We start from the raw sequence: 17,612 nt of genomic DNA on the forward strand, positions 1-17,612 counted from the left end.
ATGGACCACGCCTCCTTCGTCGACGCCGCCCGGATCGCCCTCGACCTCGCCTCGACCACCGAGGTCAAGGCCGGTTGGTTCGAGGAGAGCTCGTGCGCCGGCATGACGGTGGGCGGACTGGCGCACCACCTCGTCCAGCAGGCCGGCAACACGGTGCGCCTGCTCGAGCTGGAGCCGGTCGCGGAGCCTGCGATCCCGCTGCTCGAGCACTACGCCCGCGCGGCCTGGGTCGAGGCAGCACCCGACGACGAGGTGAACGTGTCCGTGCGTGAAGGTGCCGATGCTGCCGCCGCGGCCGGCCCCGACGACGTGATCGCCCACGGCACGGCAGCACTCGAGCGCCTGCCCGCGCTGCTCCGGGAGCACCACCACCGGATCCCGGACCAGGTCCGGATCCCCTGGCAGGGCTGGTCGCTCAGCACCGGCGACTTCCTGGTGACCCGGGCGATGGAGATCGTCGTGCACGCCGACGACCTCGCGAGCAGCGTCGGCCTCGACACCCCGGAGTTCCCGGACGACGTCGTCGCCGACGTCCTCGCCCTGCTCAGCGGCGTCGCGGTGCGTCGCCACGGGCAGGCCGCCGTCGTGCGGGCGCTCAGCCGGCCGCAGCGGGCGCCCGAGAGCGTCTCGGCCTTCTGAGGCGCACGGAGGTCCTCACCCGGTGTAGGGGATCTCCGCGCTCCAGTCGGCCTCGTCCTGGTCGATCGCGACCCGCAGCGCCCGCGCGACGTTGTCGGGGGCGAACGGGCCCTCCTTCTTGAGCAGGCCGCGCACGGTCACCGAGACCGCGCGGATGCCGTCGCCCTTCAAGGTGGCGTCGATGCTGCGGACGAGGTTCTGCACCCCGGCCTTCTGCACGCCCAGCGAGGCGGCGCCGAACCACGGCGAGTCGGCCGCCATGCTGCCGGTGACGGTGATCCGGCCGCCCGGGCCCATGAACGGACGGGCAGCCTGGACGAGCGACAGCAGCGCGCCGACGCCGAGCCGGACGTCCTCGAGCAGCTCGTCGGGAGTCAGGCTCAGCGGATCCTTCTCGCGGTACGCCGACGGGTTGAAGTGCACGACGTCGAGGTGCCCGACGTGCTCCCCCATCCTCGTCACCGCAGCACGGGTGGCCGCGTCGTCGGTGAGGTCGACGACCGCCGACCCGGCGACGGCGCCGGCGGCCTCGACCTCGCTGCGCAGCTGCGTCAGCACGTCCTCCTCGGCGCCGAGCAGGCCGACCGAGCCGCCCTCTGCGGCGTAGAGGCGGGCGAGCGAGCCGCTCACCCCGGGGCCGGCTCCGGCGATCAGCACGTTGCGAGTCATGGCACCAACCTAGTGCCGCACCCGGTACGGACCCCGGGATCGGTGCCGGAGCGTCACCGTCGCGAAACACTGCCGTGACGTCACCTTCCTAGCGTGCGGCCATGACAACGGCGGTGGGCTGGGCCCCCGACCACGGGGCGGCCGCGTACGACGAGATGCACGACGGGACCGGGGTGCGCCCCGAGTACGACGCGTTGCAGGCCTCGCTCGACGCGCTCGACGGCACCGACCTGCGCTCGCGGATCGACACGCTCGCGGCGTCGTACCTCGACCAGGGCGTCACCTTCGACATCGGCGGCGAGGAGCGAGCGTTCCCGATCGACATCCTGCCGAGGATCATCAGCGCGGACGCCTGGCACCGGATCGATGCCGGCGTGCAGCAGCGGGTGCGCGCCCTCGAGGCGTTCCTGGCCGACGCGTACGGCGTCGGCCGGGTCTTCGCCGACGGCGTCGTCCCCCGCAGCGCCGTCGTGTCCTCGGGCGCGTTCAACCGGGAGGCGGCCGGGATCGCGCCCGTCAACGGGGTCCGCTGCCACGTCGCGGGCATCGACCTGATCCGCGACGAGCAGGGCCGGTTCCTCGTGCTGGAGGACAACGTGCGGGTCCCGTCCGGCGTCTCCTACGTGATGACGAACCGACGGGCGATCGGCGCGGTGCTGCCGGAGGCGATGTCCGCCCACCGGATCCGGCCGGTCGCGGGCTACCCGCAGGCCCTGCTCGCAGCCCTCCGCGCGGCGGCACCGGCCGGCGTCACGGACCCGACCGTCGTGGTGCTGACCCCCGGCGTCCACAACAGCGCCTACTTCGAGCACGCGTTGCTGGCGCGGACCATGGGGGTGGAGCTGGTCGAGGGCCGCGACCTCGAGTGCCGCCGCGGCCGGGTGCTGATGCGCAGCACCAGGGGCCTGGAGCCGGTGCACGTCATCTACCGGCGGGTGGACGACGAGTTCCTGGACCCCGTGCAGTTCCGGGCCGACTCGATGCTCGGCTGCCCCGGCCTGGTCAATGCCGCACGAGCCGGCAACGTGACCCTGGCCAACGCGATCGGCAACGGCATCGCCGACGACAAGCTCATCTACACCTACGTGCCCGACCTGATCCGCTACTACCTGGCCGAGGAGCCGCTGCTCCCCAACGTCGACACCTGGCGCCTCGCCGACGAGACCGCGCGCGAGGAGGTGCTGGACCGCCTCGGCGAGCTCGTGCTCAAGCCGGTGGACGGCTCGGGCGGCAAGGGCATCGTGATCGGGCCGGCCGCCTCCCGCGTCGAGCTCGACCAGCTGCGCGCCGACATCTGCTCCCGGCCCCGGGCGTGGATCGCCCAGCCGGTGGTCAGCCTGTCGACCGTCCCCACCTACGCCGACGGCGCGATGCGCCCACGTCACGTCGATCTGCGGCCGTTCGCGGTCAACGACGGCGACCGGGTGTGGGTGCTGCCGGGCGGGCTGACCCGGGTCGCGCTGCCGGAGGGTGAGCTGATCGTGAACTCCTCGCGCGGCGGCGGGTCCAAGGACACCTGGGTGCTGGCCGGCCGGACCCGTGACGGCTCGACCGAGCGCGCCGTTCCCCACAGCGGCACGGCGCCGGCGGAGCCGACGCCCCAGGTCGCTGGGCCGGCACTCAGCGACCTCACCGGCCGGCAGGCACAGCAGGAGCAGCAGCAGCAGGCCGGTCCGCTGCCCGGGGAGGCGTCGTGCTGAGCCGGATCGCGGAGTCGCTCTTCTGGATCGGGCGCTACATCGAGCGCGCGGACGACACCGCGCGGATCCTCGACGTGCAGACCCAGCTGGTCCTCGAGGACCCGACGTCCAACGAGTCGACGACCTGCCGTGCGGTGCTCTCGATCATGGGCGCGGAGCCACCGCCCGGCGACGAGCTCGACATCGCCCGGCTGATCGACCTCCTGGCCCACGACCAGTCCTCGCCGGAGTCGATCGCGGCCTGCCTGCAGGCGGCCCGCGAGAGTGCCAGCCGGGCCCGTGAGACGTTGTCCGAGCCGCTGTGGGTCGCCATCAACCGGACCTACCTGGCCATCGACTCCGGCGCGTTCCGGGCGATGCGCCGCGACCGCGGGCTGCGCTGGGTGCGCGACCAGGCGGCGCTGATCAACGGCACCGCGGACGCCACGATGACCCGCGACGAGGGGTGGCAGTTCTTCGTCCTCGGCCGCACCCTCGAACGGGCCGACATGACCGCCCGGCTGCTCGCCAGCGCGGCGCTGTCCCCCGGCCACGCCTGGACCAGCACACTGCGGGCCTGCGGCGCCCACGAGGCGTTCCTCCGGGCGCGGCGGGGCCTGGAGACCGATCGCGAGGTCGTCGAGTTCCTGCTGCTGGACCGCCTCTTCCCGGGCGCGGTCGCCTACGCCGTCACCAGCGCCGAGCGCTGCCTGAGCGACCTGGAGGCGACTGCCCACCGCAGCGACGTCGACGGCGACGCGCGCCGGATCCTGGGGCGGGCCCGCTCCGAGCTGGAGTACCGCTCGGTCACCGACCTGCTCGAGGACCTTCCCGGGGCGATGGACCGGTTCCAGCGCGCCTGCGCCGCAGCGACCGACGCCATCACCCGCCACTTCTTCGCGGGGTCCGAGGCGCTCGCCTGGCACGGACACCGACAGTGACCCGCCCCCGTGTCCCACCGCCCGTGACGAACCGACCGTGACGAACCGACCGTGAGGAACCGACCGTGCAGCTGCACATCGACCACGTGACCGGCTTCGAGTACGACGGCCTGGTCAGCGCGTCGTACAACGAGGCCCGGATGACCCCGCAGAGCGCCGCCCACCAGACCGTCACCCACTCGGCCGTCGAGGTGGCACCGCACCCGTGGGCACAGTCCTACCGGGACTACTGGGGCACGATGGTGACGGCCTTCGAGGTGCTCGCACCGCACCGCGAGCTCACGGTGACCGCGACCTCGGTGGTCCGCACCGAGCCGGCCCCGGTCCGTGCCGGCGCCGTGGCGACGACCTGGGACGACCTGGCCGTCGGGGACGACGACCTCACGGAGTTCCTCACGCTGAGCGACCGGGTCCGGCCGCCCGAGGACCTCACCGGTCGGACCGCGGCGCTCGTGGCCGACGGAGCGACCCCGGCCGACGTGGCCGAGGAGGTGTTCCGTCTCGTCCACGACGAGGTCGAGTACCGGCCCGGCTCCACCGACGTGCACGCCGAGGCGGCGACCGCGTGGCGGCAGCGCAGCGGCGTGTGCCAGGACATCGCGCACCTCGCGATCGGGGCTCTGCGAGCAGCGGGCGTCCCGTGCCGGTACGTCTCCGGCTACCTGCTGCCGAACCCGGATCCCGTCGTGGGCGAGGAGACGCACGGCGAGTCGCACGCCTGGCTGGAGTGGTGGGCCGACGGCTGGCACGCCTTCGACCCCACCAACGACCTCCCCCCGGGAGAGCGGCACGTGGTCGTCGCAGCCGGCCGCGACTACGCCGACGTCCGTCCGCTGAGCGGCATCTACACCGGGGCCGGTACGTCGCGGATGTTCGTCGACGTCCGGATCACCCGGCTCGCCTGAGCCGACAGCCCCGGACTACCCCGCGCACTCGTCGAGGTCGGTGCGCGCCACGACGTCGCCGTCGCGGACGACGACCTGGCCGGGAGCAAGCGACGCGAGCTGGGCCGGGCTGAAGGAGACCTGCGTGGCCTCGGCGTCCGCGCCGGAGCGAGCTGCGGTGACCACGTACGTCCGGTCGTCGGCGAGCGTGAGCGCCTCCGGCCCGTTCCAGCCGGCGTTGGCGCCACCGAGGACGAGCTCGACGGTCCCGTCACGCCCGCTCGTGGCCCGCCAGGTCCCGATGACCGGGTTCGGCTCGTCGTCGGCCAGCCCGGTGCGGTCGCCGGAGAGCTGGATCGTGTCGACCTCGCCGTCGCACACCCGGACGACCGCGACCGGGCGGCCGTCCTCGTCGAGGGTGACGGCCGTCGTACCGATGACGTCAGCGGAGACGGCGTTGCCGCAGGCGCCCAGGGCGGTGACGGCGGGTGCGAGGGTGAGAGCGATGAGGGCACGAGTGCGCAGGAGCGGGGTCATGCCCCGATCCTGCGCACCCGTGCTCGGCTGCGGTTGAGTACGCGGCCTCAGATCCCGGCGATGCCGTCGAGCTTCTTGACGGTCGCCTCGAACTCGGCGACCAGGTCGGCGACGACCTCGGCGACCGGGCGGACCTCGTTCATCCGGCCGACGATCTGACCGATCGGCATGGAGATCACGTCGGGGTCGCCGGACGCGTTGATCCGGTTGTGGGCGTCGGCGACGAGGAGGTTCTGCAGCGGCATCGGCAGCGGCGCGGGCGCCCCCTCCTCCGACCAGGCCTCCGTCCACCTGGTCTTGAGCAGGCGGGCCGGCTTGCCGGTGTAGATCCGGGTGCGCACCGTGTCGGACGAGGTGGCCCGCAGGAATGCGGTCTCCCAGCCCTTGTTGCCGGCGAGGTTGCGGTACTCCTCGGTGCCGAGCCAGATCGAGCCGGTCCACACGCCCTGCGCGCCGAGGGCCAGCGAAGCAGCGATCTGCCGGCCGGAGCCGATGCCACCGGCACCGAGGACCGGTACGTCCGGGCCGACGGCGTCGACGATGTCGGGAGTCAGGACCATGCTGGCGATCTCGCCGGTGTGACCACCGGCCTCGTAGCCCTGGGCGATGATGATGTCGACGCCGTTGGCGACGTGGCTCAGCGCGTGCTTCGGCGCCCCGGCCAGCGCCGCGACCTTGAGCCCGGCCTCGTGGCACTGCTCGATCACGTCGACCGGCGGCGAGCCGAGCGCGTTGGCGATGAGCACCGGGCGGTGCTGCAGCGCGACGTCGACGTGGGAGCGGGCGACGGAGTGCAGCCAGCCGAGGACGCCCTCCCGCCCCTCGCCCTCCGGAAGCGGCGGGACGCCGAGCTTGAGGAGGGTCTCGTCGACGAACTTCTTGTGGTCCTCGGGGATGTACGACGACAGGTCGGCCGAGGTGCCCTCGGTGGGGATCTTCATCGGCATGACCACGTCGACGCCGTAGGGCTTGCCGTCGGTGTTCTCGTCCATCCAGGTCAGGACGCGGTCGAGCTCGTCGGTGTCGTTGAACCGGACGCATCCCAGCACGCCCAGGCCTCCGGCTCGCGAGACCGCGGCCGCGACGTGCTCGGACGGGGTGAAGGCGAAGATCGGGTACTCGATGCCGAAGGCATCGCACAGGGCGGTGTGCATCAGGCGTTCGCTCCTTCGTTCTCGTTGTGCTGCTCGCGGGCGGCCAGGGCGAGCTCCTTGGCCCGCGGGTACTGGGCCTTGCCCGTGGCGTTGCGCGGGATCTCCTCGACGATCGTCAGCGCGCGGGGCAGCTTGTAGCCGGACAGGTGCGCACGCAGGAAGGTGCGCAGGTCCTCGAGCTCGACCTGGTGGCCGGGGCGGGGCTCGACAACGGCGGCGACGGTCTGGCCGTACTTCTCGTCGGGCAGCCCGACCACCAGGACGTCGTACACGCCGGGGTGCGCCTTGATCGCCTGCTCGACCTCCTCCGGGTAGACCTTCTCGCCGCCGGTGTTGATGCAGTTGGAGCCGCGACCGAGCAGCGTGATCCGGTTGCCCTCCTCGATCCGGGCGTTGTCGCCGGGGATCGAGTAGCGCACCCCGTCGATCTCGACGAAGGTCTTCGCCGACTTCTCCGGGTCCTTGTAGTAGCCGACCGGGACGTTGCCCGAGCGGGCGGTGCGGCCGATCTTGCCGACGTCCCTGACCGGGTCGAGCAGCTGGTTGTCGTCGCCGAGGATCACGGTGGTCGGCGGGATCGACACGACCGGGCCGTCGGTCGAGAGCGCGCTGGCGTCCTGCAGACCGGTGCCCTGGAAGCCGGTCTCCGAGGAGCCGACCGAGTCGGTGAAGACGGCGTTGGGGAAGTGCTTCATCCAGCGCTCCTTCACCGACTTGGAGAAGATCGCGGCGCTGGAGGCGATGGCGAACAGGGTCTGGCCGTCGTACCCGCCGGCCTCGTAGGCGTCGATCAGCGGTACCGCCATGGCGTCACCGGTCATGAACAGCATCTGCACGCCGTGCTTGTCGACGAGCTCCCAGGTGCGGACCGGGTCGAACTTCGGCTCCAGGATGGTGACCTGGCCGGCGAACAGGTGCATGAGCAGCGAGGCCTGCGCGCCGCCGTGCATGAGCGGGCTCAGCGGCAGCGTGACGAGGCTGTCCTGCAACGCCTTCTTCGACTGGTCGTACTCCTCGAGCGGCTCGGCGGTCATGAAGTCGATGCCGCCGCCGAGCACCCGCCAGAAGTCCTCGTGGCGCCACATGACGCCCTTCGGGAAGCCGGTGGTGCCGCCGGTGTAGATGATGTGGATGTCGTCGGCGCTGCGGGGACCGAAGTCACGGGCGTCGGACTGGCCGGCGAGCGCGTCCTCGAGGGTGACGCCGCCGAAGGACGACAGGTCGCTCGCGTCGCCGGGCTCGAGCGGGTTGGGCACCGCGATGATGGTCCGCAGGTCGGGGAACCTCGGCGCGACCTCGGCGACCAGCGGGGCGTAGACCCGGTCGTGGACCAGGCCGACCAGGTCGGCGTTGTCGAAGAGGTACTCGAGCTCACCGGCGACGTAGCGGTAGTTGACGTTGATGGCGACCGCGCGGACCTTGAGGATCCCGATCAGCGCGATGACGTGCTCGATGCTGTTCTTCGCGTACAGGCCGACGTGGTCGCCCGTCCCGATGCCCTGCGCCTGCAGGTAGTGCGCGAGCTTGTTGGACTCGGCTTCCAGCTCGGCGAAGGAGATGACGTCGTCTCCCACCTGGACGGCGGGCTTGTCGGGAACGGCGTCGACGGCGTGTTCGAAGAGATCGGCGATGTTCAGGGCCACGAGGCCGACAGTAGAACACGTTTCACTTTTTCGCTAGCGTTGTTCACATGAGTGATTGCCTCGTCGAGCAGGACGGCCACAAGCTGGTCGTCACCATGAACCGGCCGGAGCGCCGCAACGCGCTCTCGAGCGAGATGCTGCGGATCATGGAGTCCGCCTGGGACCGGGTCAACGAGGACCCCGAGATCCGGGTCTGCATCCTCACGGGGGCCGGCGGCTACTTCTGCGCCGGCATGGACCTCAAGGCGGCGGACGACAAGCCGCCGTCGGAGAGCTTCGAGTCCGGCGCCTACGACCCGACCACGATCAAGGGCCTGCTCAAGGGCTTCCGGCTCACCAAGCCGCTGATCGCGGCGGTCGAGGGACCGGCCATCGCGGGCGGCACCGAGATCCTCCAGGGCACCGACATCCGGGTCGCGGGCGAGTCGGCGAAGTTCGGCGTCGCCGAGGCCCGCTGGTCGCTGTACCCGCTGGGGGGCTCCGCGGTGCGGCTCCCCCGCCAGATCCCCTACACCGTCGCGGCGGAGCTGCTGCTGACCGGCCGCACCCTCGGTGCCCCGGAGGCCAAGGAGCTCGGCCTGATCGGCCACGTCGTCCCCGACGGCGAGGCGCTCGCGAAGGCGCACGAGATCGCGGACCGGATCGCGGCCAACGGCCCGCTCGCCGTCCAGGCGATCCTCAAGACGATGCGCGACTCCGAGGGCAAGCACGAGGAGGAGTGCTGGGCCGACGACGCCAGGATCGGCGCCGCGGTCTTCTCCTCCGAGGACGCCAAGGAGGGCCCGCGCGCCTTCCTCGAGAAGCGCGCGGCGGAGTTCAAGGGCCGCTGAGCCTCACAGGCTCAGCGGCGCGCCCCCGCGAGGTGGGTGTCGAGCCAGGCCGGGAAGTCCGCGAGACCCGGCAGCACGACGTCCGTCCCGGCGGCACGCAGCTCCTCCTCGGTGCAGCCACCCGTGAGCACCGAGACGCTGGTGACGCCGGCGGCCCGCGCGCCCTCGACGTCGTGGACGTGGTCACCCACGTAGATCGACGCACCTTCGCGGCGCAGCACGTCGGCCTTGCCGACACCCCACACCCAGCCCTCGAGCAGGTCGACGTCGAGGCCGGTGTGGTCCAGGTGCAGCTGCGCGTTCGGTGCGAACTTGCCGGTGACGACCAGGACCCGCCCGCCGTGGCGTCGTACGGCGGCGATGGCGTCGTGCGCGCCGGGCAGCACCGGCACGTTGGCGATCGCGTGGTCGGGGTAGAGCGCGCGGAACCGGTCGCCCGCGGCCGGGATGACGTCGGCGGGCAGGTAGGGCGCCAGCAGGAGGTCGAGCGGCGGCCCGAGCTTGTCCGTCATCTCCTCGACCGGGAGCTCCACGCCCAGCTCGCGTCCGAGCTCGAGCAGCACGTCCCGGAACCCGGGCACGGTGTCGATGAGGGTCAGGTCGAGATCGAACCCGACGACGAGATCCGCCATGGGGCGCACGCTATCCGTCGAGGTCCGGCGGGGAATGGGCGGGCAGCGGCCCGGGAGAATGGCGCCATCGTCGCCCTCCTGGTCCTCGCCCTGCTCGGCCTGGTGGCGTACCAGCGTGAGTGGGAGTACCGGCCCAGCGAGCCCGGCCTCGTCGACCGCGTCGGCGGTGCCCCGTTCGGGCGCGGACACGCACGTGGAGCCAGCAACGTCCTCATCGGGCGCCACGACGAACGAGCGTTCGCGGCCGTCGATCACCACCACACGACGGGCAGCGGCGACAGCGCGAGCCACCACGTCCACTCGGGCACCGGCGACTCGCTGCTCGTCATCCGTGCCGGGCAGCACTCGCCAGCGGAGATCGACGCCAAGCTGCAGATGATGGACGCCCTCCTCGACCGGACACCGGAGCGGGTCTGGGAGCGGCTCCGGGCCGAAGGGCCCCACCAAAGGTAAAACCTTCTCAGGTTTCCTGCGCAGAGGCGGGCGCAGGAACATAGTGGTCCTCGCACTTCCTGCTCTGCTCCCATCCCCCCTCCCTGGCAGGTGAACACCGTGCGTCCTCGGATCCTTTGTGCTGCCCTCTCGACGGTCGCGATGCTGGCCGTCCTCGTCCATCCCTCCGCCGCCCAGGCCGAACCGGGCTCCCCCGGTACGCCGGGCGGCGGCGCTGCGGTCACCTGCGCGTCACCGCCCGGGAGCGACGGGGCGACACCGGAGAACCGTGACCGGTTCGTCGACCTCTGGTCCGCCCGGTTCACCGACAACGCCTGGCGCAAGCGCTTCATCGCGCTGCCGAAGGTCCCCGACGACATCCTCGCCGAGGGCTTCCACGCGCTGCCCGAGGCCACCCAGCTGTGGTTGAGCGCCTGCCTGCTCGACGACCTGCTCGCCACCGCCGGCGAGCAGCCCACGGCACAGGACCGCGAGCGGCTCCTCACCGGCGTCGCGCTCGTCATCTTCGGCAAGAAGAGCACGGCGCAGATGCGCGAGGAGCTCAACGAGCCGGCCCCACCGCCGCCCGCCGACACCCCGCCGGTGAACCGTGACCTGACCGGCCAGCAGCTCGACGCCATGACCGAGGAGCTGGCCGGGGCGCCGACGCTCACCTCGGCGCAGCAGCCGCGCACGTCCGTCGCGGCGCCCACCGCCAAGGTCTCGACCAGGATCACCGCGGGCGCGCCCTCGTCGTTCAACGACAAGCTCACCGCCCTGCCCGCCGTCCCGCTGGTGCTCGACGCACTGGACGCGCTGCTCCAGGAGGTCAGCAAGGTCCAGGGCAAGCTGTTCACGCTTCCCGTGCTGAACCTCCTCTCGCCGCTCTTCTACAAGATCTGCGCCGAGTCCGCGACCATGGAGCTGGCATGCAGCGTGTCGGTGCCGGTCGGCGTACCGGTTCCGGCCGACGTCACCGGTGACCACCTCCCCGACGTGCTCGCGCAGCTGACGCCGCTGACCAACCTGATCGACGTGGGCGCGAAGTTCTCCGTCGCCCGGCTCAACGGCAACATCGACCTGCCCGCGCACGTGTTCGCCGTCTACGACACCCCCGTGGTCAAGAAGCGGATCACGGTGGGCATCGACGGCCGCGGCTCCACGCTCGGCTGGAGCAACTCGGCGAGGGTCGTCCTCAAGAACGTGGTCGACGCACTGACCGGTGACATCCAGGTCGCGGCGAACGTCTCCACGACCCACCCCGGAGCCACCGAGGCCCTCACCTTCGGCGTCAAGACGCTCACCGGCGGCGGGATCGGCGTACCTGCGACCGAGCAGGACCCGCTGACCGGATCCGTGCAGCTCAGCCCGTTCCCGACGACCCTGGACGTCGGCGCGCGGATGACCCATGGCAGCACCCGGAGCAAGGACACGATCACGCTCGCCACACCGACGCCGACGAAGGTCGACGCCGTCATCGACCAGGCCGTGACGTCCGGACCGGTCGACAGCAACCGCCGGTTCACCGCGACCGTCGACCAGCTGCCCAGCAACATGCAGATCGACCTCACCCGCCAGGGCAAGCACCAGAACATCGAGTACACCGCCAACAGCGAGATCGGCTTCGTCCAGGCGACCGACACCACGACGCCGGACATCACGCAACCGGCCAAGGTGGACCACGCGGTCTACCAGGTGCACGGCGTGCCGGGGCACATGCAGGTCGACTTCAACGGCAACCTGATCGAGTACGGCGCCAGCGACACCATCGACAAGGTCTACGCCGGCGTCGAGCGGATCAACGGCGACGCCGTCACCGCCGAGGTCCGTGACATCCCCGACCACGCGAAGGTCGTCTTCGACGGCAAGAACTCCGTGCTCGACTGGGACGCGTCGGCAGCGACCACCAGCGTCGCCGCCTCCGCCCACCTGACGGCGGACACCCTCGGCACCGACCGGGCGTTCGACGCGGGGCTGACCATCGACTCGATCCCCGCGAAGTGGAACGCGAGCTGGGCCGACGGCAACGTGCTGTTCGAGGCGCCGGCAGCCGGGATCGGCGCCATCACGGCCAACGTCACCAACCACCAGACCTACCAGACGCTCCCGGGCGACCACCTCAGCGCCTACTACGACGAGGCCTCGGGCAACCTGGACGCGAGCCTGCGGATCAGCAACCTGCGGCGCGCGGCGTTCAGCAAGGTGCCGGACACCGGCAACGGTGGCGGCTTCGAGGCCGGCCTGGACATGGGCGACCACGGCGCCTTCGCGTTCTCCGGCGAGATCCACGCGGCACTCGGGGACCTCAAGGCGAGCGGCAACCTCACCAACCTGCCGGCCAGCATCACGCTGCGCAGCGAAGGCGGCCGGATCACCTACACCGGCGACTCCCACCCCGACGCCACCATCTCGGTGGCCGCGGGCAAGGCGGCGGCGCTGGCTGCCACGCCGGAGCCGCCGCAGGTCCACGGGGTCGCGGTCCGCGACGGTGCCAGCGGCACCGACAAGGCGGTCCGGGCGAAGGTCTACCTGACCGGCCTGCCGACCGGTCTCGACCTGGACACCGTCCACGGCACCTACACGCTGACCGGCTACCACCCGACGATCGGGACCCTCGTCGTCGACGCCGTGCTCCAGGCCCTGGCCCCGAAGCCGCTGAGCCTGCAGCTGCAGCAGGGCGTGCCGACCGCGACGCCGGTCGACATCACGATCGGGCCGATCACCACGGGGACGCGTCCCGACGGCACCCACACCATCGCACTGGACTACAACGCGAGCCAGCCCCTCGGGGCGCTGCACGCGAACGCGACGTACGACAACACCGACGAGGCGCAGCTCGACATCAGCGCGATCCCTGCCTCGATCAGCGTCGACGCCGCCTTCGGGGCCGACACGAAGACCGTCGACGTCGACATGAGCCAGGGCATCGGCGACATCACCGCCGCCTACAAGCACGTCGGTGACCTCGACCTGGCGGCCTCGGTGCACCTGCACGACGTACCGAGGACGGTCGACATCACGATCGGCAAGGACACCACCTCGGGCGGCGGCACCACCGTCGACGCACCGGTGTTCACGATGCAGACCGACACCGCGGGCCTCGACATCGACGCCTTCGCCTCGGCCGCCATCACCGACCCGGTGGACGCCACCGCCGCCGTCGCGCTGAGCGTGACCAACCTCGGCAAGACCGTCACCGCCGCGCTCGACGGCGCCCGGCTGCACCTGACGTCGACCCCGGCGACCGAGGCCTTCGCGCTCGAGGCCGCCGGCCGGGTGCAGAAGACGATCGACCTCGGCTGGGACGGCGGCATCTTCCAGAACAGCGGCCACCTCGCCGCCGACCTGAAGATCAAGCGGGTGACGCTCGGGCTGACCGACTTCTCCGACGTGAACCTCCACCTGGGCTTCACGACCGGTCTCGACGGCAGCTACGGCACCTTCACCTTCGGCCAGGACAGCAACCTGACCGTCGGGCTCGAGGAGCACTTCTCGGTCTACATCGACTGGCCCGACCCACTCGGCTCGGACACGATCCCGCTGGTCGACATCGACGCGCTGACGATCCCGTTCGGCAACGTCGCGCCGCGCTGGCACATCAACGAGAACGTGTACGGCCGGATCTTCCACATCCCCGTTCTCGAGTTCGGGATCGCGAACTGCGGCGTCACCTTCGACGCGCGACCCGCGCCCGGCTACACGACGGGCGGCAACACGTTCACGCTCGGCCAGCCGACCAACGACGGGACCCACACCCCCGCCTGGCTGATCACGCCGGACATCAACCTGCTCGGCTTCTCGCTGCCGGACTTCGGGCTCGACATCATCGCGTACTTCCTGTCACCGTACGGCCACGGGATCGACGCCTACCCGCAGTGCGAGTGGGGTCCCTGACGAAGGAGCCGCTCGCCATGACCAAGCACGGTCCAGCCACCCTCATCGCCGGGGGGCTGGCCGTGCTGGTCCTGGCCAGCGGCTGCAGCGGCGACTCCGAGGAGCCGAAGGGTGCGCCGTCCACCGAGCTCACCGAGATCACCGTGGAGTGCGCTCGGTACGCCGACACGGCCCAGCGGATCACCGACGCCCAGACGGCGCTGTACGACGGCAAGCACGCACCCGAGGACGATGCCGCCGTCGACGCCCTGGTCAAGGAGCTGGACGCGTTGCAGGAGGGCGCGCCGTCCGACGTGCGCACGGCGCTGACCGACCTCGGCGAGGGCTTCCGGTCCGCCCAGCAGCTGCTGGCGGACCCGACCGAGGCGAACCGGGCCGCGCTGGCCGAGCTCACGCCGAAGCTGTCCGAGGACAGCCAGACGGTGACCGGCTGGATCGTCGAGCAGTGCGGGAGGTGAGCCGTCAGCGACCGGTCACCCGACGGAGCGCTCCCCCGTCCAGAACCGCGCCCGCAGGGCCTTCTTGTCCGGCTTGCCGAGCGCCGTGAGCGGGAGCGCGTCGACGGCGAGCACGTCCTTCGGGGACTGCACGGAGCCCTTGCGCTCCTTGACTGCGTCCTTGATCTCGGCGACGACCTCGTCGGTCAGCTCGAAGCCCTCGCGCAGCACCACGACCGCGGTGACCGCCTCGCCGAACTTCTCGTGCGGCGTACCGATGACACCGACCTGGGCGATCGCCGGGTGCTCGGCGATGACGTCCTCGACCTCGCGCGGGAAGACGTTGAAGCCGCCGGTGACGATCATGTCCTTGGTGCGGTCCACGATGTACCAGAAGCCGTCCTCGTCCTCGCGGGCCACGTCGCCGGTGTGCATCCAACCGTCGCGGAAGGTCTCGGCGGTCGCCTCGGGCAGCTGCCAGTAGCCCGCCGAGAGCAGCGGTCCGGCGACGCAGATCTCGCCCGGCTCGCCCGGCTCGACCGGGTTGCCCGACTCGTCGAGCAGCGCTGCGCGCAGGTAGGCCGACGGCCGGCCGCACGAGGTCAGCCGGGACTCGATCGGCGCGCCCGAGGCATCGACGTGGTCGCCCTTCGGGAAGTAGCTGATCACCATCGGCGCCTCGGACTGCCCGTAGTACTGGGCGAAGATCGGGCCGAACCGCTCGATGGCCTCCTTGAGCCGGACCGGGTTGATCGCGGACGCGCCGTAGTAGACGGTCTCCAGCGACGACAGGTCGCGCGTGCGCGAGTCGGGGTGGTCCATCAGCGCGTAGAGCATGGTCGGCACGAGCATCAAGGAGTTGATCCGCTTCTCCTCGATGGTCGCGAGCACCTCGGCCGGGTCGAACCGGGAGGACACGAACAGGGTGCCGCCCTTGAGCACGACCGGCACGAAGAAGGCGGCACCGGCGTGCGAGAGCGGCGTGCACATGAGGAAGCGCGGCTCCTCGGGCCACTCCCACTCGGCCATCTGGACCTGCGCCATCGTCGAGAAGGCGCGCACCGTGCCGATCACGCCCTTGGGCTTGCCGGTCGTGCCACCGGTGTAGGTGATCGAGGTGATGTGGTCCGGCTCGAGCAGCGCGGCCTGGAAGGGCTGCGGCTCGAAGGACGCCGCCACCTCGGTCAGGTCGGTGCCGACCTCGGCGAGCTCCGGCGGGACCGGGCCGATGGTGAGGACCTGCTTGAGACCGGGGCACTTGCCGAGCAGCTCCACCGCGCGCCCAGCGAAGTACGGGTCGATCACCAAGGTGGTGATGCCGGCGTCGTTGATGACGTAGGCGTGGTCGTCGGCCGACCCGAGGGGGTGCAGCGAGGTCCGCTGGAAGCCCTGGGTCTGCCCGGCACCGAGGATGAAGAGCACCTCGGGTCGGTTCAGCGCGAGCAGCGCACCCGGCGTCCCGCGTCCGGCGCCGAGCGACTCGAAGGCCTGGATGTACTGCGAGATCCGGTCCGCGGTCTCCTTGCCGGTCAGCGTCACGTCGCCGAGGTGCACGATCGGGCGGTTGGCGTGGCGCTTGAGGGCGGCGACCATGAGGTGGCCGTTGTGGGCAGGCGTGCGGAGCGTGTCGGTCACGGTCGCAGACTAGAACGTGTTCTAGATCGGATCAAGGACCTCCACCGAGGTTGCGGCCATCCGCGCCCTGGAGCGAGCGGCCGGCGCGGTCCCGTGCCTCAGCTCGCAGGCCGCCGCTCGACGGGCGCGACCAGCGGCCGCACGCCGCCGAGCCGGCGGTGGAACCGGACCTGGTCGGCGTGGGCGTCGAGCAGGTCCCACAGGGCCCGGTGCGCGGCCCACGGCAGCGGGTCGTCGCCGCTGACCCAGCGCTCACCGAAGCTGATCCACACCGGCACCCACGCGGCCGCGCAGTCCCAGGCGCCGCGCTGGGCCTCGACGAGGCGCCGGCGCAGCTGGAACTCGGTGCGCGGTCCGTCGGCGCAGATCGGCGCAGATCGGACCGGCCACACCCACAGGTCGAGCTCGACGAGCTCTAGCTCGAGGTCCGGCAGCAGGGCAGGATCGACCAGCACCGTGGCGACGTTCTCGTGCGGCTCGCGCCTCATGACGAGGACGGTAGCCCGCCCCGCCGACAGCAGACCCGGGATCAGGCCAACAGCTCGGCGATCCCCCGGATCTCGGCGGCACTGCGGCAGGACAGGAGCAACGTGGTGACGCCGGTCTCCTCCCACTGCGCGACCCGCTCCTTCACCTCGCCGGGCGTGCCGATGATGTGCATGTCGTCGACCAGCTCGTCGGGGATGAGGGCGGTGGCCTTGTCCTTCTCGCCGGACAGGTAGAGCCCCTGGACCTCGTCGGCCAGCTCGCCGTACCCCATGCGCGTGAAGACCTGGTGGTGGAAGTTCTGCTCCTTGGCGCCCATCCCGCCCATGTAGAGCGAGACGAACGGCTTCATGCCGTCGATGACGGCCTGCTTCTGCTCGGCGTTCTCGACGACCTGGAGGTGGCAGGTGGCGGCGATCTCGAAGTCGTCGCGGGTACGACGGGCACCGGGTCGGGCGAAGCCCTCGTCGAGCCACGGCTGGTACATGCCGGCACTCCGGGGCGTGTAGAAGATGGGGATCCAGCCGTCGGCGATCTCGGCGGTCTGGGCGACGTTCTTGGGGCCCTCCGCCCCCAGCCAGATCGGCAGGTCGGCGCGCAGCGGGTGCACGATCGGCTTGAGCGGCTTGCCGAGGCCGACGGCACCGGGGCCGTTGTAGGGCAGCGGGTGGTGCGGCCCGTCGTTGGTGACCGGCGCGTCGCGGGCGAGCACCTGACGGATGATCGAGACCACCTCACGAGTGCGGGCCAGCGGTTTCGAGAAGGGCACGCCGTACCAGCCCTCGACGACCTGCGGGCCGCTGACGCCCATGCCCAGGATGACCCGGCCACCGGTCAGGTGGTCGAGGGTCAGCGCGTGCATCGCGATCGAGGTCGGGGTGCGGCCGGACATCTGCACGATCGAGGTGCCGAGCCGGACCGTCGAGGTCTCGCGGCCCCACCAGGCCAGCGGCGTGAACGCATCGCTCCCCCACGCCTCGGCGGTGAAGACGGCGTCGAAGCCCGCGTCCTCCGCGGCGGCGACGAGGTCGCCGACGCCCTGCGGCGGTTGCGCGGACCAGTAACCCAGCTGCAAGCCCAGTTTCATGGGTCGCATCATGCCGTGACCCGACACGCCATT

General features: G+C 71.3%; 16 protein-coding genes. 8 read left to right on the top strand and 8 right to left on the bottom strand.

Annotation, left to right across the window (positions count from 1 at the left end; all coding sequences use genetic code 11):
• Entirely contained in the window at nt 1–639 is a 639-nt protein-coding gene (locus BJ958_RS07530; protein ID WP_179726274.1) for a maleylpyruvate isomerase N-terminal domain-containing protein, read from the top strand.
• 15 nt (nt 640–654) lie between these two features.
• Here BJ958_RS07530 and BJ958_RS07535 read toward each other — a convergent pair whose 3' ends face one another.
• Nucleotides 655–1,308 (bottom strand): SDR family oxidoreductase, encoded by a 654-nt coding sequence (locus BJ958_RS07535; protein WP_179726275.1) that lies wholly within the window; start codon nt 1,306–1,308, stop codon nt 655–657.
• Nucleotides 1,309–1,409: 101 nt separating this feature from the next.
• Here BJ958_RS07535 and BJ958_RS07540 point away from each other — a divergent pair, with 101 nt between their 5' ends.
• From BJ958_RS07540 to BJ958_RS07550, 3 genes are all read left to right on the top strand, one after another.
• On the top strand, nt 1,410–3,008 hold the full coding sequence (locus tag BJ958_RS07540; protein ID WP_179726276.1) for a circularly permuted type 2 ATP-grasp protein: 1,599 nt from the start codon (nt 1,410–1,412) through the stop codon (nt 3,006–3,008).
• Complete coding sequence (locus tag BJ958_RS07545) at nt 3,002–3,928, top strand: alpha-E domain-containing protein (protein WP_179726277.1); 927 nt, start codon at nt 3,002–3,004, stop codon at nt 3,926–3,928. Before BJ958_RS07540 ends, BJ958_RS07545 begins: the two co-directional genes overlap by 7 nt.
• A 65-nt stretch (nt 3,929–3,993) precedes the next feature.
• Complete coding sequence (locus tag BJ958_RS07550; protein WP_179726278.1) at nt 3,994–4,833, top strand: transglutaminase N-terminal domain-containing protein; 840 nt, start codon at nt 3,994–3,996, stop codon at nt 4,831–4,833.
• Nucleotides 4,834–4,848: 15 nt separating this feature from the next.
• On the opposite strand, the gene BJ958_RS07555 is transcribed toward BJ958_RS07550, so the two are convergent.
• Genes BJ958_RS07555 through BJ958_RS07565 form a run of 3 tightly spaced genes read right to left on the bottom strand, consistent with a single transcriptional unit; the run spans nt 4,849 to nt 8,146 of the window.
• Entirely contained in the window at nt 4,849–5,349 is a 501-nt protein-coding gene (locus BJ958_RS07555) for a hypothetical protein (RefSeq protein WP_179726279.1), read from the bottom strand.
• A gap of 47 nt (nt 5,350–5,396) precedes the next feature.
• Nucleotides 5,397–6,503, bottom strand: a complete 1,107-nt coding sequence (locus BJ958_RS07560) for an NAD(P)H-dependent flavin oxidoreductase (protein ID WP_179726280.1) — start codon at nt 6,501–6,503, stop codon at nt 5,397–5,399.
• Nucleotides 6,503–8,146, bottom strand: coding sequence for an AMP-binding protein (locus BJ958_RS07565; protein ID WP_179726281.1), 1,644 nt, complete (start codon nt 8,144–8,146; stop codon nt 6,503–6,505). Before BJ958_RS07565 ends, BJ958_RS07560 begins: the two co-directional genes overlap by 1 nt.
• A 47-nt stretch (nt 8,147–8,193) precedes the next feature.
• On the opposite strand from BJ958_RS07565, the gene BJ958_RS07570 reads away from it, so the two are divergent.
• The gene (locus tag BJ958_RS07570; protein WP_179726282.1) at nt 8,194–8,976 is read left to right on the top strand and encodes a crotonase/enoyl-CoA hydratase family protein; all 783 of its coding nucleotides are present in this window, start codon (nt 8,194–8,196) and stop codon (nt 8,974–8,976) included.
• An 11-nt stretch (nt 8,977–8,987) separates the two neighbouring features.
• Here the strand turns inward: BJ958_RS07570 and BJ958_RS07575 are convergent, their stop codons facing one another.
• Nucleotides 8,988–9,608, bottom strand: a complete 621-nt coding sequence (locus BJ958_RS07575) for an HAD family hydrolase (RefSeq protein ID WP_179726283.1) — start codon at nt 9,606–9,608, stop codon at nt 8,988–8,990.
• 102 nt (nt 9,609–9,710) lie between these two features.
• Between BJ958_RS07575 and BJ958_RS07580 the strand changes: the two genes are divergently transcribed.
• From BJ958_RS07580 to BJ958_RS07590, 3 genes are all read left to right on the top strand, one after another.
• Nucleotides 9,711–10,061: a hypothetical protein gene (locus BJ958_RS07580; protein ID WP_179726284.1), complete on the top strand. Its 351-nt coding sequence runs from the start codon at nt 9,711–9,713 to the stop codon at nt 10,059–10,061.
• Between the two features lie 99 nt (nt 10,062–10,160).
• Nucleotides 10,161–13,934: a hypothetical protein gene (locus BJ958_RS07585; RefSeq protein ID WP_179726285.1), complete on the top strand. Its 3,774-nt coding sequence runs from the start codon at nt 10,161–10,163 to the stop codon at nt 13,932–13,934.
• A gap of 17 nt (nt 13,935–13,951) precedes the next feature.
• A complete protein-coding gene (locus BJ958_RS07590) occupies nt 13,952–14,392 on the top strand; it encodes a hypothetical protein (RefSeq protein WP_179726286.1) in 441 nt (146 codons plus the stop codon).
• A 15-nt stretch (nt 14,393–14,407) separates the two neighbouring features.
• On the opposite strand, the gene fadD8 is transcribed toward BJ958_RS07590, so the two are convergent.
• The 3 genes from fadD8 to BJ958_RS07605 all read right to left on the bottom strand — a co-directional run bounded on the left by fadD8 (nt 14,408) and on the right by BJ958_RS07605 (nt 17,579).
• Entirely contained in the window at nt 14,408–16,006 is a 1,599-nt protein-coding gene (gene fadD8 / locus BJ958_RS07595; RefSeq protein ID WP_179726287.1) for a fatty-acid--CoA ligase FadD8, read from the bottom strand.
• A gap of 98 nt (nt 16,007–16,104) precedes the next feature.
• Nucleotides 16,105–16,494, bottom strand: coding sequence for a hypothetical protein (locus tag BJ958_RS07600; protein WP_179726288.1), 390 nt, complete (start codon nt 16,492–16,494; stop codon nt 16,105–16,107).
• A 41-nt stretch (nt 16,495–16,535) separates the two neighbouring features.
• Nucleotides 16,536–17,579: an LLM class F420-dependent oxidoreductase gene (locus BJ958_RS07605; protein ID WP_179726289.1), complete on the bottom strand. Its 1,044-nt coding sequence runs from the start codon at nt 17,577–17,579 to the stop codon at nt 16,536–16,538.
• Nucleotides 17,580–17,612 lie beyond the last annotated feature (33 nt).

The organism is Nocardioides kongjuensis, from assembly GCF_013409625.1.
Taxonomy (GTDB): domain Bacteria; phylum Actinomycetota; class Actinomycetes; order Propionibacteriales; family Nocardioidaceae; genus Nocardioides; species Nocardioides kongjuensis.

Coding starts and splice junctions, on each gene's coding strand:
- BJ958_RS07535 (WP_179726275.1), bottom strand. CDS start 1,308: ATGACTCGCAACGTGCTGATCGCCGGAGCCGGCCCCGGGGTGAGCGGC.
- BJ958_RS07540 (WP_179726276.1), top strand. CDS start 1,410: ATGACAACGGCGGTGGGCTGGGCCCCCGACCACGGGGCGGCCGCGTAC.
- BJ958_RS07605 (WP_179726289.1), bottom strand. CDS start 17,579: ATGAAACTGGGCTTGCAGCTGGGTTACTGGTCCGCGCAACCGCCGCAG.
- BJ958_RS07560 (WP_179726280.1), bottom strand. CDS start 6,503: ATGCACACCGCCCTGTGCGATGCCTTCGGCATCGAGTACCCGATCTTC.
- BJ958_RS07590 (WP_179726286.1), top strand. CDS start 13,952: ATGACCAAGCACGGTCCAGCCACCCTCATCGCCGGGGGGCTGGCCGTG.
- BJ958_RS07600 (WP_179726288.1), bottom strand. CDS start 16,494: ATGAGGCGCGAGCCGCACGAGAACGTCGCCACGGTGCTGGTCGATCCT.
- BJ958_RS07555 (WP_179726279.1), bottom strand. CDS start 5,349: ATGACCCCGCTCCTGCGCACTCGTGCCCTCATCGCTCTCACCCTCGCA.
- BJ958_RS07570 (WP_179726282.1), top strand. CDS start 8,194: ATGAGTGATTGCCTCGTCGAGCAGGACGGCCACAAGCTGGTCGTCACC.
- BJ958_RS07575 (WP_179726283.1), bottom strand. CDS start 9,608: ATGGCGGATCTCGTCGTCGGGTTCGATCTCGACCTGACCCTCATCGAC.
- BJ958_RS07530 (WP_179726274.1), top strand. CDS start 1: ATGGACCACGCCTCCTTCGTCGACGCCGCCCGGATCGCCCTCGACCTC.